The organism is Sinorhizobium sp. CB7 (genome assembly GCF_041357635.1).
In the GTDB taxonomy this organism is placed as follows: domain Bacteria; phylum Pseudomonadota; class Alphaproteobacteria; order Rhizobiales; family Rhizobiaceae; genus Rhizobium.
In genome coordinates this window covers 245002-259514 of record NZ_JAULLL010000008.1, presented here as the reverse complement: position 1 = coordinate 259514, position 14513 = coordinate 245002, and the positions used below count along the sequence as shown (strand labels likewise).

Genomic DNA, 14513 nt, shown 5'->3' with positions numbered 1-14513 from the left:
CTTTATGAAAGCGGCCCCGATCTTCAATCTATTCCTTAGGTTGAGACCAGCTATTCGAACCGGAAAGCAAGCCGCTTGTTCGTCAACCGCGCAAGTTGTTGCAGACGCCCTTCGAGGCGTTCACCCGCAAAATCGCGATATTCGGGCGGAACTACGAATTCGAGGTCGAGATCCCTGTCCGCCGCTAGCCTGAACGTCAGGCTTTTGACAACGCCAGGCATTGACGCAGAAAACAGATAGACAACGCGCAGCATACCCCCGAGCAGCTTGGCACGCTCCACCAATTGCGGCGTCGCGATCGTGGAGAGCGGCCCGGTTGCGCCGTCGTCATGCAGGCCCTCGAAACGATAATAATTCGTAAGAGCAATGAAGGCGCGCCCCGGATGCGTTATTCCGACAAAGGATGAATGTGCGATGACGTTCAGCGCCTGTAATCCGCGATAGTCCGGATGGGCGCGCCAGCTTATATCGGCGAGCAAACAAGCGGCTTGGCGGTACCGGCTCTCTTCCTCGGTTTCCCTGACACCAAAAAGGGGCATCATCCGCCCGGTCCATTCTGCGAGTTCGCGCGCGTGTTCGGGCGAGCGTGCCCGCAGAATCGCCAGCTCCCCAGCTGCCGCGATCAACGGATCGCTCCTTTGCTCGGCGTCCGTCAGCAGCGAGTAAAGATAGCCTTCACGAACGCCCTGTGCGGAGAAGGAAATCATTGAGGGTCGCATCGCATTCAAAACTTCCCGCATTGCGATGGCGCCGAAGGGCAGCAGCGTACGACGGTGCTTGGAGATTGCCTGGAAAGCGGGCTCCTTCGAATCCCTGGCTTCCGCAACCTGATCAAGAAACTGTATCATGACGTCGAGGGGAACTTCGTAGCCCTGCATCATATGCAGCGGATACCCGATCATCTCCATGTGTAGCTTGGCGATGTTACGCCAGGTGCCGCCGACCGCATAGAAGGTGCGCCCCTCGCCTTTCTGCAACAACTCGGCAGTCTTGACGTGCTTGCGGGCGAAGGAGCGCGCCTTCTGAATTGATCCGTCGGCATACTCGGCAAGCCGCAGGCCGCCAAGCGGCAGGGTGACCCCTCTGCCCATCTCCTTGCCCTTGATGTCGATCAGTTCCAGCGAACCGCCGCCGAGGTCGCCGGCGATGCCGTCCGGATTGAAGAAGCCGCTGATGATGCCGAGCGCAGAAAAACGCGCCTCCTCCTCGCCCGAGAGGACGCGAACCTTCCGCTGCAGGATCGATTCGGCCTGATGGATGAATTCAGGCCCATTGCTGGCTTCTCGGGCCGCGGCAGTCGCCAGCACGTACATGGTGGCCGCCCTGGCTTGATCCGAAAGCGCCTTGAAACGATGAAGCGAAGCAAGAGCGCGAGCGACGCTCTCCTCGTCCATTTTGCCTGTTCGCGCTATTCCCTTGCCAAGACCGCACAGCACCTTTTCGTTGAAGAGGATCGTTGGCGAGCGGGACAAGCCCTCGTAAATAACAATACGAACCGAGTTCGAGCCAATGTCGACAACGGAGACCGGGGCAATTCCTGGGAGGCGCCCCTGGGCTTCAGATTCAACCATGCAGTTCCAGTTTTACTTGTTCCTGCCGGAGAGCAGCCCGGCAATGAGTTTGGGTGCACTGGACTTCAGAGCCTCGCCACGCCCGGAAAGGCTGGGATTGGTCATGAAATAGTGCTGGGCGTTAAACGGCTCCTCACCCTTGCGCACTTCCATGCGCCGGGATGTACCGTCGGGCAATATCTCGTAGCTCTGCTGATTGTCAATGACGTTACCCAGCATGATCTGTGAAAGAACCTGCTCGTGAACGGTCGGATTCGTCAAAGGAACAAGCGTTTCGACGCGGCGATCGAGGTTTCTCGGCATCATATCGGCCGAGCCGATATAGACGATCGCCTTGTCCGACGGCAGTCCGTAGCCATTGCCGAAGCAGAAAATGCGGCTGTGTTCCAGGAAGCGTCCGACGATCGATTTGACTCGGATATTGTCGGAAAGGCCGGGCACCTGCGGACGCAAGCAGCAGATGCCGCGAACGACAAGATCGATCTCAACACCGGCGCGGCTCGCCGTATAGAGCGCATCGATGATCTCGGGATCGACGAGCGAATTCATCTTCATCCAGATCGCAGCCGGAGTGCCATTCTGGGCGTGCCGAATCTCCTCATCGATATGACGGAGAATGCGCGAACGCAGCGTATAGGGCGATACTGCGATCTTCATTCCTTCTTCCGGCTCGCCATAGCCGGTAATGAAATTGAAGATGTTCGCCATGTCATGGGCAATGGTGGGATTGCAGGTGAAGAAGGAAAGATCTGTGTAAATCTTCGCCGTAACGGGATGATAGTTGCCCGTTCCAAGATGGCAGTAGCTGCGAAGCTTGCCTTCCTCACGACGCACCACCAGCGACATCTTGGCATGAGTCTTGAGTTCGATGAAGCCGAAGACGACCTGTACGCCGGCGCGTTCAAGGTCACGCGCCCAGCGGATGTTGGCCTCTTCGTCGAAGCGAGCTTTGAGTTCCACCAGGGCCGTCACCGACTTGCCCATATCGGCCGCATCGATGAGGGCGCGAACGATCGGGCTGTCGTGAGAGGTACGATACAACGTCTGCTTTATCGCCAGAACATCAGGATCGCGCGCAGCCTGGAGCAGGAACTGGACCACCACGTCGAAAGATTCGTAGGGGTGGTGGACGACCATGTCCTTTTCGCGGATGGCTGCGAAGCAGTCTCCGACATGCTCGCGGACACGTTCGGGAAATCGCGCATTGTATGGCGGGAATCTCAGATCGTCGCGCGGCGCCTTGGTGATCTCCGAAAGCGTGTTGAGAGCGAGAAGCCCTGGGAGAACGGCAACACGATTGTCCGGAACGCTCAGCGCATGCACGACAAACTGGCGCAGCGATGCCGGCATTTCGGAATCCGTCTCGATGCGAATGACCTTGCCGCGCCGGCGGCGCTTCAGCGCGGTTTCGAAGAAGCGCACCAGATCCTCTGCCTCTTCTTCGACTTCGATATCGCTGTCGCGGATGATGCGGAATGTTCCCGAACCCTGCACCTCGTAACCGGGATAGAGCCGGTGAATGAAGACATTTGCGACATCCTCGAGCGTGATGTAGCGGATCGTGCCCCTGTCGTCGGGAAGACGAATGAAACGGTCGAGCGCGGGAGGCAAACGCAGAAGCGCCGTCATCGGCTCGCGGCCGCTCTTGCTGACGAGTTGCAGGCCGATCGAGAAGCCGAGGTTGGGAATGAACGGGAAAGGATGCGCCGGGTCGATCGACAAAGGCGTCAACACGGGAAAGATCGACTGTTCGAATTCACTCGCAAGCCACTGCCTGTCGCCTTCACTGAGCGCGGCCGGACGGATGATGAGAATGTCTTCCTTGGCCAGATATTGCTGCAGCACCGCGAGCGAGGCCTGCTGCTCCATCTGCAGATTGTCGATTTCCCGCAGGATATCATCCAGCTGTTCGGCCGGTGTCTTGCCGTCCGGGCTGCGCATCGAAATGTTCTGACGCACCTGCCCTTCCAGGCCGGCGACGCGCACCATGAAGAATTCATCGAGGTTGGCGGCGGAAATCGAGAGGAAACGGACACGCTCGAGCAGTGGATGCTCGGTGTTCAGCGTTTCCTCGAGCACGCGACGATTGAACTGTAGCCATGAGAATTCGCGATTGACGAAACGTTCCGGGCTCGCAAGAAGCTCTTCGAGCGGAGCAAGCACGCTTTCGTTCGCCTGGCCGATTTCCTGGTGTTCCGTAACTGCCGAATCCATCGTCCGCTGCCCCTCGTTCTTAATTTTCGCTACGTAATATAGGTTTCACGACAGAACTGTGACAGTCAATCATCCGCGCCGGGATTTCCCAATTCGTTCAATACCTCCGCGGCCAGCGTGCGGGTTATTCTGGTGCCGCGCGCCAAAGCCAGCCGATCCAGCCGATCGACGATGGTCTGGGCTGCGTTCAGCGACCGCTCCATTCTGTTGACGATATAAAGGACAAGTTTGTCATCAATATAAAGCTGCCGGTCGGCAAAGAGCTTAACGATGACCTGCGATAGAAGTTCCTCGTCCGGCTCGCCTATTTCGACAACCGTCGCAGCCTTCAGCCGCGACCGGAGATCTGGCAGCGCAACCGGCCAAGACATGGGCCAGAGCCGGCTGGTCATGAGCAGGCTAGTGCCGTTTTCCCGAACGCTGTTGATGACGTGGAAGAGCTCCGTGTCATCGAATCCCTGCCTGTCGGCATCCTCGAACACGACTGGCCCTTCTGCCGCAGCAATCGCCGCGCCGGAGCCCGCCCTGGGATGAATATTGCGCGCGCCGCTGCGCATCTGCCAGATGCTGGCCAGGTGCGACTTGCCGGAGCCGACGGGTCCTGCGAGGATGACGATCGGCGAGGCCCAGTCCGGCCAGGCATCCACAACGCCGACCGCAGCAGTCAGGCGATTGGAGACCAACAGATCGTCGCGGCCACTGGCAGCGGCATGGGTAAAGGCCAAGGGAAGCTGTTCAGCGCTCCGGCGCCTTGAATCAGCGTTCTTTAAATCGCTCATCTAATGCTCTGGAATTGCCGCTTTTTCCGGGCGCCGATTTGTCTTGGGAATGCCCGGAATAAAGATCACTCTGAAGATATCGCGAAATGGCGAAGCGAACAAGAACGCCGACGGCTGCTGCAGCCGGAACCGCGACGAGAAGACCGACAAAACCGAACAGCGCACCGAAGGCGAAGAGGGCGAACATCAGCCAGACCGGGTGCAGGCCGACGCTTGAGCCGACGAGCTTCGGCTGCAGGATATTGCCTTCGAGAAACTGGCCGCTGAAAAAAACGACGAGCACCAGACCGATCCAGACATAGTCCGGCCAGAACTGGACGATGGCGACACCGACGGCCAGAACGAGGCCGACCATGGAGCCGACATAGGGGATGAAACTGATCATCCCGGCAAAGAGCCCGATCAGCAGGCCGAAATTCAGCCCGAGCAGCGAGAGGCCGACAGCATAGTATATGCCGAGGATCAGGCAAAGAGAGCCTTGGCCGCGGATGAAGCCGGCGACGGCAGCGTCGATTTCGCGGGCGATCTGACGAACATCGCCGAGATAGTCACGCGGGATCCAAGCGTCGACCTTGGCGATCATCCTGTCCCAATCGAGCAGGATGTAGAAGGCGACGACCGGCGTGACGATGAGCAGAGAGATGACGTCGACGATTGCCTTGCCGGAATTCCACAACTGGGCGAAAAGGCTGCCGATGAAACCCATGCCTTCGGTCAAGAGACCAGACAAATTGTCCTTGATGGCATCCGTCTGGCTTTTGATCCAATCCGGAAGCAGCGAATCCTGGGATTTCGCGATGAACTGCTGCAGCTGCGTGATATATCCGGGAAGGCCCTGCGCGAAGTCGTTGAACTGGTTGATCAGAACCGGGATCAGGATCATCAGCGCAAGCGCAAAGACCACCACGAAGGCGATCAGGATCATGATAGTCGCCATAAGACGGCTCAGACCAAGCCGCTCCAGGCGGTCGGCGACCGGATCAAGGAAATAGGCGACGGCCATGCCGGCGATGAAGGGCAGCAGGATCGAGCTGAAAAGATAGAGAAACGCAATGAAGGCAAACAGGACCAGCAGCCAGAAAACGACCTGGCGCTTCAGACCTGCCCCGCTGAATTGCTGTGGCATCGCTTTCCTCGATTATCGAGAGCATTCGCATCGTTGCCGGCCGCAGCCGCTCTCACTCGCCGCATCCGCAGAAGGACATAGGATGCGTGCGAGAGGGTGGTCAACCCTGCCGCGACAATTCACCGATTCAAACGCTTAAACCGCTGGAAATTGCGGCTTTCAGCCAGCCGACGCTTGCATAAAGAATGCTGTCATGCAATTGCCACCGGCAAATACGGCCGATGCCTGCGAAAGCTCGGCGAAACATCGGAGGCGAGTATGAGCCAGTCTGAAAAAAACGGCCTGACATACAGCGACGCGGGCGTTGATATCGATGCCGGCAATCTGCTTGTCGAAAAGATCAAGCCCGCTGTCCGTTCAACCCGGCGCCCCGGTGCCGATGGAGAGATCGGCGGTTTTGGCGGTCTGTTCGACCTCAAGGCTGCCGGCTTTACCGATCCAGTTCTTGTGGCCGCCAATGATGGCGTCGGCACGAAACTGAAGATCGCCATCGACGCCAACTATCACGATACTGTGGGCATCGACCTTGTCGCCATGTGCGTCAACGATCTCGTCGTCCAAGGCGCGGAGCCGCTGTTCTTCCTCGACTACTTCGCAACCGGCAAGCTCAATCCGGATCAGGGCGCTGCGATTGTCGGCGGGATTGCGGCCGGTTGCCGCGAAGCGGGCTGCGCGCTGATCGGTGGCGAGACCGCGGAAATGCCGGGGATGTATTCCGATGGTGACTACGATCTGGCCGGCTTTGCCGTTGGTGCGGCCGAACGTGGGCAGCTTCTTCCCTCCGGCGACATAGCCGAGGGTGACATCATACTCGGCCTCGCCTCCTCGGGCGTCCATTCCAACGGTTTTTCGCTGGTGCGCAAGATCGTGGAGATCTCCGGTCTCGACTGGGATGCGCCCGCACCCTTTGCCGAGGGCAAAAAACTCGGCGAGGCGCTGCTGACGCCGACGCGCATCTATGTAAAGCCGCTGCTGAAGGCGATCCGTGAGACAGGCGCGCTGAAGGCCCTTGCCCACATCACCGGAGGCGGTTTTCCGGAAAATATCCCGCGTGTGCTGCCTAAGCATCTTACAGCGGAGATCGATCTCGCGGCGGTCGACGTTCCACCGGTTTTCTCATGGCTCGCCAAGACTGGCGGCGTCGAAGCCAAGGAGATGTTGCGCACCTTCAATTGCGGCGTCGGTATGATCATCGTCGTCGCTCCGGAAAACGCCGCCGCCGTCACGGCGGTTCTGGAAGCCGACGGCGAGAAGGTCATAAAGCTGGGACGTATGATCGCTCGCGCCGAAAGCATCGCCGGCACCGCCTACAAGGGCACGCTCTCGATATGACGTTGCAGCGCAAACGTGTCGTCGTCTTCATCTCCGGTAGCGGCTCCAACATGATGGCGTTGGTTCAGGCCGCGAGGGCCGCCGACTATCCCGCCGAAATCGTCGGCGTTATTTCCGATAAGGCCGATGCCGGAGGTCTTGCAAAGGCTTCTGCGGAAGGCATCCCGACCTTCGCATTCGTTCGGAGGGATTATTCCAGCAAGGAGGCGCATGAGGCAGCGATCTTCGAAACGCTCGACACATTGTCGCCGGATATCCTCTGCCTTGCGGGCTATATGCGGCTACTGAGCGCCGCATTCATTCAACGCTATGAGGGCCGGATCCTCAATATCCATCCTTCGCTGTTACCGCTCTTTCCGGGCCTGCATACGCATCAGCGCGCATTGGACGCGGGCATGCGCATTGCCGGCTGCACCGTGCATTTCGTTAATGAAGGCATGGATGAAGGGCCGTCGATCGGACAGGCCGCGGTACCCGTTCTCGCCGGAGACACGTCCGATTCACTTGCCGCGCGCGTTCTTACCGTCGAGCATCAGCTCTATCCACAGTCACTGCGTCTTGTTGCCGAAGGCAAAGTGAGAATGGAAGGCGAAAAAGCCGTCTCGGTCACCCAAACGAATAGAGCAGCGCCGCGCGAACCTGCAAGACAGCTTCTTTCCCTGCTCGGCGACCTAGAGTCGGATGATTTCAGGTCGAATCGACCTGAAATCTGAATCCGCCTCTAAATCTAAAGAGTTGGAGCGGGATGTCGCCCGAAAACCGCGCACACTTTTCGGCATCCCGCTCTAAACTGACTTACGCCGCCAAAGCCTTGAGCGGATGCAGCGTGCCGTCACTGTAAACGAAACGGCCTGCGCGGAAGGTGGCGCGAATACGGTGAACGTCTCCGGGCTCAACGGCAACCAGATCGGCACGCTGACCGACGGCGAGTTCGCCACGATCCGTGAGACCGGCTGCGCGCGCAGCATTCCGGGTGGCCATCGCGACTGCTGCCGGCAGTCCACCGCTTGCAACGTCCGCGATCGTGAAAATGCCTGGTACGAAGGCAGCTGGGTGGTAGTCGGCGGCGATGGTGCTCAGCAAATCGGCCTTCACAGCATCGAGCGCGCTGAGATTACCCGACATGGATTGACCGCGAAGTGCATTCGGAGCTCCCATCAGCGTCCAGAGGCCACGGCGGCGCGCCTCCTCGGCGGCGGGAAGCGTCACCGGAAATTCGCTGATTGTCACGCCGAGATCGTGCATCTCGGTGACCTTCTCGACGCTGTCGTCGTCATGGGAGGCAAGCGAAAGCTTGTGTCTGAGCGAAAGCGCCACGATCTCCCTCAGCTTGGCGTCGATCTCGGGATTGTTGCGCATTGCAATGCGCTTTGCGACGATTTCGGCAGCCATTTCTTCCGAGACGGCACGGCGTTCGGCAATGCTCAGAATGTAGCTTTCGATATTGTTGTATTGCCCCTGGCCCGGAGTGTGGTCGGTCAACGAGACCATATCGATGTGGCCGGCTTCCAGCAGTCTTTCCAAAGCGGCGGCTGCGCCGATATTGGTGATCTCGTAACGTGCGTGAACACGATGGTCGATCAGCAGCCGGTCGCGCAGCCGATTGATTCCTTCGATGACGGCCGACGTCGTTTCGAGCGAACGCACGTGGCCATAGACGCTTTCGGTCGCAAAGGAGACCGCGGCGAAGGCGGTGGTCACGCCGGCGGCGGCGAGCTTCTTGTCCAGTTCGTGGATACCGAAATCGATCGGCATCATCGCATTCGGCCGCGGCGCGATCTCACGCTCGATCATATCGCCATGCAAATCGACGAAGCCCGGCATCAGCAGACGTCCGCCGCCATCGATTGCGGCACCGTCGACCGGGTCCGGCCGGAGTTCAGCAATCACGCCGTCCTCGATCCTCACCGAGCCTTCGCTTACGACTTCATCGGGAAGAACGAGGGTGAAATTGCTAAGCCACATCGGCTTTCTCCTGACCATCTCAACTTTGCTGAAATGCAGCGCTTACGGCGTCATGCGCTTATAAGACGCACAAGGTCGCAATAACACTTTGAATTGCTGCATGGTTGCTTAAATCGATTCCGATTTTGAGGCCATGCAGTAGGCTTCCTCTATGACAGCTGCATGAACGTTTTGATGATTATGATCTTGTCGACGCATCGTCGGATGAAACCAGAATATTCCTGTTCAACGTGGCCCACTGCAGCAGCATGATGGTCTTCGCGTCCAGGATCTCGCCGGTTTCAATCATCCTCATGGCCGCGCCGAGCGGAACTTCGAGCACCTCGATGTCCTCGTGTTCCTCGGCCAGTCCGCCGCCGTTGCCGATGCGGTCGGCGACGTCGATGAGAGCCACAAAGCAATGGATGACCTCGGAGTTCGAACCCGGCGAACTGTAGGCCTTGAAAAGGAACTGCACGTTGCGTACGCGAATTCCGGTTTCCTCCATCGCCTCGCGACGAATCGCCTCTTCCGCTTCGTCGCCGTCGAGAAGCCCGGCAGGAACCTCAATCGTCCAGGCAGGCTCGCCGTGGAGATAGACCGGCAGGCGGAATTGTCTCACAAGGACGACTGTTTCCCGTTTCGGATCAAACAGCAGGATGCAGGCCGCAGGCGTTCGATGGTAGACCTCGCGCTTCAACCGATGCGTCTCGCCCTGCGAATCCGTGTAGTCGAGGGCGAACATGCTTAACCGTGTCCACTGGTTCGACAGCGTTTCTTCGCTGACGATCTCTACTTTTGCTCTCTCGAATTTGTTCATGCAGCGTCCCTGCGAAGCCAAACCTTATTGTCGTGAACTGCAGCGCCGCCATAGGGTGCAATCGGGTCGGCACCGGTCAGGACATTGATCCCCTCGCCGTCCACATGCGCCTTGTTCGGCCAGAGCCCTTCCGCAATCAGCACGCCACGCTTGACCTCCGTCGTCACACGCGCATGGATGCGGATCTCGCCGCGACCATTGCCGATCTGGACGAGATCACCATGGGCGACGCCGTAGGTCGCAGCATCCTCGGGATTGATCATCAGTTCCGGACGCCCCTCCTTCTGCCGTGAGGTCCTCGTCTCGGTGAAGCTTGAATTCAGGAAGTTGCGGGCGGGCGACGTCGCGAGCCGGAACGGATGCTCGGGATCGGCGCTTTCGATGACATCGACCTGATCGGGAAAAACCGGTAACTCCTTATGGGGTCCGAGCAAGCCGACGGACTTGGGCGGCCGGTTCGGCGCCGGTTGGTTCGCCCAATCCGCCCGAAAGCGGAACTTGCCGCCCGGATGGGCAAACCCGTTGAGGAAGTGAGCCTCCTCGAAAGCGGGCTGGCGGTCGAACCATTTGTGTTCCAGAAAATGGTCGTAGTCCGGCAGATCGCTGGCCGCGAGGATGCGGTCGATCATCTCACGCGCCGTCAAACCAAAGCCAGGCCGATCGGCGACGCCGAGGCGTTTGGCCAGTTCCTCGATGACGAAGAGGTTGCTGCGGACGGTTGGCGGCGGCTCGACCAGCTTCGGTCCGAGCAGGATGTGGCTCTGGCCGCCAGCCTTGTAGATGTCGTCGTGCTCGACGAACATGGTCGCCGGAATGACGATATCGGCCATCTCGGCGGTCTCGGTCATGAACTGCTCGTGGACAGCAACAAAGAGGTCGCTACGGGCGAAACCGCGTTTCACCAGCCGTTGCTCCGGTGCGATGTTCATCGGATTGGTGTTCTGGATCAGCATGGCCGTGACCGGACCGCGATGGCGCAACGCAACGGCGTCGCCGGTCAGCACCCGCCCGATCTGCGACTGGTCGAGCATGCGGATATCCGGATGCTTCATCGAACGACCGGTCAATTCGGCATTGTTCATGCGGAAGACGCCGTTGTTGGAATGGAAGGCGCCCCCACCCTCATATTGCCAGGAACCGAGAACGGTCGCGATCGACGCGGCCGCGTGCATGGCGACCGCCCCGTTGCGCTGCCGGGTGAAGCCGTAACCGAGACGGAAGTAGGTCTTCTTGGTCGTACCCACGAGGCGAGCGAAGGTCTCGATCTCCTCCACCGACAATCCAGTAATTCTTGCCGCCCATTCAGGCGTCTTTGCCCTCAGATGCGCTTCCAAGCCTCTCGGATCGTCGGCATATTTTTCCATATAGGCGCGGTCGGCATAGCCGTCGCGAAAGGCGATATGCATGACGGCACAGGCAAGGGCTGCGTCCGTGCCCGGCTTGACGATGAGAGCCATATCGGCCTGCTTCATGGTCGGATTGTCATAGATATCGATTGCAACGATCTTGGCGCCGCGGTCCTTGCGCGACTTCACGGCATGGGTCATCACATTGACCTGCGTGGAGACCGCATTGGTGCCCCAGATGACGACACAGTCCGTCCGGCCCATTTCCCGTGGATCAGGTCCGCGCAGGGTACCGGCCGCTGCGGTGAAGCCGGTCCAAGCCGGATTGGTGCAGATCGAATCGAAGAAACCGGAATAACGCTTGGCATGACGCAGCCGTTCGATGGAATCGCGCTGCACCCAGCCCATGGTGCCGGCGTAGAAATAGGGCCAGACTGCCTCACTGCCATCCTTGGCTTCCGCCTTGACGAAGGCATTGGCGATCTCGTCCAGCGCATCCTCCCACGAGATTTCCTGCCAATTCCCCTCGCCCTTGCTGCCGCTGCGGCGCAGCGGACGCATCAGGCGATCCGGGTGATAGACACGCTCGGCGTAGCGCGCGACCTTGGCGCAGATGACACCTGCAGTATAGGAATGGTCATTGGCGCCGCGCACGCGACCGATTCTGCCATCCTCGACAAGTTCCACCTCGAGCGCACAGGTGGAGGGACAGTCATGGGGACAGGCGGTATGACCGATTCTCGTTTTGGCGTGTGTCGGGGTCGCAATGTTCATGCGATTTCTATATGCCAAGCCACAGCAGGCCAAAAGCCGCAAATCGCACCGATAATGTGATTTCATCGAGGCATCAGCGAAAATGAACTACCGCCACCTCTATCATGCCGGCAATTTTGCCGATGTCCTCAAGCACGCAGTACTGGCGCGGCTCATTCGCTACATGCAGAACAAGGACAAGGCCTTCCGGGTGCTGGATACCCATGCCGGCATCGGACTTTACGATCTCTCTTCCGAGGAAGCACAGAAGACTGGCGAGTGGCGCGACGGAATCGGCCGCATCATCGATGCGGATCTGACGCCCCAGATCGCGGATCTGCTGGAGCCCTATCTTTCGGCGGTGCGCCAGCTCAATCCCGAGGGTGGCATCCGCTTCTATCCGGGCTCGCCCAAACTTGCGCGCATGCTCTTCCGGCCGCAGGACCGGCTTTCGGCGATGGAACTGCACCCTGAAGACTATACACGGCTGCATCGGCTCTTCGAGGGCGATCACCATGTCCGCATCACCGAACTCGACGGCTGGTTGGCGCTCGGCGCGCACCTGCCGCCAAAGGAGAAGCGCGGCATTGTGCTGGTGGATCCGCCCTTCGAGGAGGATGACGAATATCAGCGGCTTGCCGACGGCCTCGCCAGGGCCTGGCGCCGGTTTCCGGGCGGCACCTACTGCTTGTGGTACCCCATGAAAAAGGGTGCGCCGATCCAGACTTTCCATGAGACATTGCAGGCGCTCACGATTCCGAAAATGCTTTGCGTCGAGCTCGCCGTGCGCAGCGATCGCCATACGACTGGTTTGACAGGTTCCGGGCTCGTCATCGTCAATCCGCCGTTCACGCTGAAGGACGAATTGCACGCCCTGTTACCCGCCTTGAAAGATATCCTCGCACAGGACCGCTTCGCCTCGCATCGAGCGTTCTGGCTCCGCGGCGAGATTGACCGGCGCATAGAGGCGTGATGAATAGGCCTGCCCCTCACCGCTGCATCCGCTCCAAAGGTCTCTCCTCATGAACCTGCTTTGTTCTCCCGCATCCCCCTATTCCAGCAAGGTCCGCATGGCAGCCCGGTATCTCGGCATGGAGATCACCGAAGTCCAGGTCGACAGCAATGCCGGCACGCCGATTCTCATCGAGAACAATCCGCTCGGAAAGATCCCGACGCTTCTGACGGATGATGGCGTCTCGGTTTTCGACAGCATCGCCATCATGCATTATTTCGATCGCCTGAAGGGCAGAACGCTCTATCCAGTGAACGATGCGAAACGCACGACGGCGGATATACTGGAGTCCCTCTGCGACGGCATCTGCGACTCCCTGCTCGCAATCGTCTACGAAAGGCGCTTCCGCGATGAAGAAAAGGTTCACCAGCCTTGGATCGACCGGCAGTGGAGCAAGGTCGTGCGCAGCCTCGATCACATCAACGCCAACCCGCCGAAGCTTGAAGAAAATCTGACTGGTGGAGATTTCGCTCTTGCCGCCACACTCGGCTATCTGGACCTGCGCTTCAAGGGTCAGTGGGAGGCCGGTCGCGCTGCCCTCGCCGACTGGGTGCAGGCATTTGAAACGCGTTTTCCTGATTATGCGGAGCTCAAGCCTCAGGCTTGAGGACATCTTTCCCATACAAAAAAGCCGGGACATGCCCGGCTTTTTCAATCACTTTGCTAGCGCTATCAGAACTTGACGCCGATACCGACCTTGACACTGTGTTCGTCGTAACCGCGCGAGACCGTTCCAGAGTCGAGATTGAAGTCCTTGTTCTGGTAATCGGTAAAGCGATATTCGACGCGGGTCGTGATGTTGTTGGTGACGAAGGCTTCGACACCGGCACCGACCGTGTAACCCCATGCGGTGTTGCTGTCCGAAGAGGTAGCGTCTTCAGCCTTGTTCTTTGTCAAAGCCACACCTGCTGTACCATAGAGCAGGAACGGATTGAGGTCGTAGCCGATGCGGCCGCGCACCGAGCCGTTCGCCTCGTTCTTGCTGTCGATGCCATTGACCGTCTGGTCGGCGCCGGAATAGCCCAGGTCGGCTTCGACACCATAGACGATCTTGTCCATCTGCCAGTTATAACCGGTGTAAAGCTGACCGCCCCACGCATATGCGCCGCGATCGTCCTTGAACTTACCCGCGTTATAGGTGGCTGCGCCACCGAGATAGAAGCCCTGCCAGTTATGGATGGCGACAGGCTCTTCCTGTGCAATGGGAGCTTGCGGAATCTGATCGACGGCATCGGCCGCGCGCGCCGCGGTAAAGCCCGCAATGGCGAAAGTCGAGGCCAGCAGGGAGGTTATAAATATACGCATACATTTCTCCTTTCAGTCTCGTGCCCTTCGTCGCTATCCGCGAAGCATCACGAGAAATTACTAAATGTCCCTCCCGGTTGGTGATGAAATTGAAATGCAATTGAGGAATTGGAAGAGCCAAAATATGAAATCATTGTGGCTCAGACGTGGCCAAAATTCGATGTTGCTTAACAGCAACATCGGAAATTGTTAACCATAATGAATAGTTAAAGTGAATATACTTAATTTTACGCAAATATCTCTTAAGTTCTACAGAGAAGAACGGAGAGAAAATGCGCTGGCTTTATCTATTTATGGATAGGGCCAGCAGC

12 protein-coding genes are annotated in these 14513 nt (G+C 58.7%); 4 read left to right on the top strand and 8 right to left on the bottom strand.

Going from position 1 to position 14513, the window contains the following annotated elements; translation table 11 throughout:
• Window positions 1–50 precede the first annotated feature (50 nt).
• From ppx to AAE029_RS17175, 4 genes are all read right to left on the bottom strand, one after another.
• On the bottom strand, window positions 51–1571 hold the full coding sequence (gene ppx, locus AAE029_RS17190; protein WP_371074075.1) for an exopolyphosphatase: 1521 nt from the start codon (window positions 1569–1571) through the stop codon (window positions 51–53).
• 12 nt (window positions 1572–1583) lie between these two features.
• Window positions 1584–3785, bottom strand: a complete 2202-nt coding sequence (locus tag AAE029_RS17185; RefSeq protein ID WP_371074074.1) for an RNA degradosome polyphosphate kinase — start codon at window positions 3783–3785, stop codon at window positions 1584–1586.
• 65 nt (window positions 3786–3850) lie between these two features.
• Window positions 3851–4564, bottom strand: coding sequence for a DnaA regulatory inactivator HdaA (gene hdaA / locus AAE029_RS17180; RefSeq protein WP_371074073.1), 714 nt, complete (start codon window positions 4562–4564; stop codon window positions 3851–3853).
• The gene (locus tag AAE029_RS17175; RefSeq protein WP_371074072.1) at window positions 4542–5690 is read right to left on the bottom strand and encodes an AI-2E family transporter; all 1149 of its coding nucleotides are present in this window, start codon (window positions 5688–5690) and stop codon (window positions 4542–4544) included. Before AAE029_RS17175 ends, hdaA begins: the two co-directional genes overlap by 23 nt.
• A 258-nt stretch (window positions 5691–5948) precedes the next feature.
• On the opposite strand from AAE029_RS17175, the gene purM reads away from it, so the two are divergent.
• The gene (purM, locus tag AAE029_RS17170) at window positions 5949–7022 is read left to right on the top strand and encodes a phosphoribosylformylglycinamidine cyclo-ligase (protein ID WP_371074071.1); all 1074 of its coding nucleotides are present in this window, start codon (window positions 5949–5951) and stop codon (window positions 7020–7022) included.
• Window positions 7019–7735, top strand: a complete 717-nt coding sequence (purN, locus tag AAE029_RS17165) for a phosphoribosylglycinamide formyltransferase (RefSeq protein WP_371074070.1) — start codon at window positions 7019–7021, stop codon at window positions 7733–7735. Before purM ends, purN begins: the two co-directional genes overlap by 4 nt.
• A gap of 82 nt (window positions 7736–7817) precedes the next feature.
• Here purN and AAE029_RS17160 read toward each other — a convergent pair whose 3' ends face one another.
• The 3 genes from AAE029_RS17160 to AAE029_RS17150 all read right to left on the bottom strand — a co-directional run bounded on the left by AAE029_RS17160 (window position 7818) and on the right by AAE029_RS17150 (window position 11972).
• Window positions 7818–8987 (bottom strand): alpha-D-ribose 1-methylphosphonate 5-triphosphate diphosphatase, encoded by a 1170-nt coding sequence (locus AAE029_RS17160; RefSeq protein ID WP_371074069.1) that lies wholly within the window; start codon window positions 8985–8987, stop codon window positions 7818–7820.
• Between the two features lie 178 nt (window positions 8988–9165).
• Window positions 9166–9786: an NUDIX domain-containing protein gene (locus AAE029_RS17155; RefSeq protein WP_371074068.1), complete on the bottom strand. Its 621-nt coding sequence runs from the start codon at window positions 9784–9786 to the stop codon at window positions 9166–9168.
• The gene (locus AAE029_RS17150; protein ID WP_371074067.1) at window positions 9783–11972 is read right to left on the bottom strand and encodes a molybdopterin-dependent oxidoreductase; all 2190 of its coding nucleotides are present in this window, start codon (window positions 11970–11972) and stop codon (window positions 9783–9785) included. The genes AAE029_RS17155 and AAE029_RS17150 overlap by 4 nt, the downstream gene beginning before the upstream one ends.
• 16 nt (window positions 11973–11988) lie before the next feature.
• On the opposite strand from AAE029_RS17150, the gene AAE029_RS17145 reads away from it, so the two are divergent.
• Window positions 11989–12858 carry a 23S rRNA (adenine(2030)-N(6))-methyltransferase RlmJ gene (locus AAE029_RS17145; protein ID WP_371074066.1) on the top strand — a complete coding sequence of 290 codons (870 nt, stop codon included), beginning with the start codon at window positions 11989–11991 and terminating at the stop codon, window positions 12856–12858.
• Window positions 12859–12907: 49 nt separating this feature from the next.
• Window positions 12908–13504 (top strand): glutathione S-transferase family protein, encoded by a 597-nt coding sequence (locus AAE029_RS17140; protein WP_371074065.1) that lies wholly within the window; start codon window positions 12908–12910, stop codon window positions 13502–13504.
• Between the two features lie 65 nt (window positions 13505–13569).
• Here the strand turns inward: AAE029_RS17140 and AAE029_RS17135 are convergent, their stop codons facing one another.
• Entirely contained in the window at window positions 13570–14202 is a 633-nt protein-coding gene (locus AAE029_RS17135) for an outer membrane protein (protein ID WP_371074064.1), read from the bottom strand.
• Window positions 14203–14513: the final 311 nt, after the last annotated feature.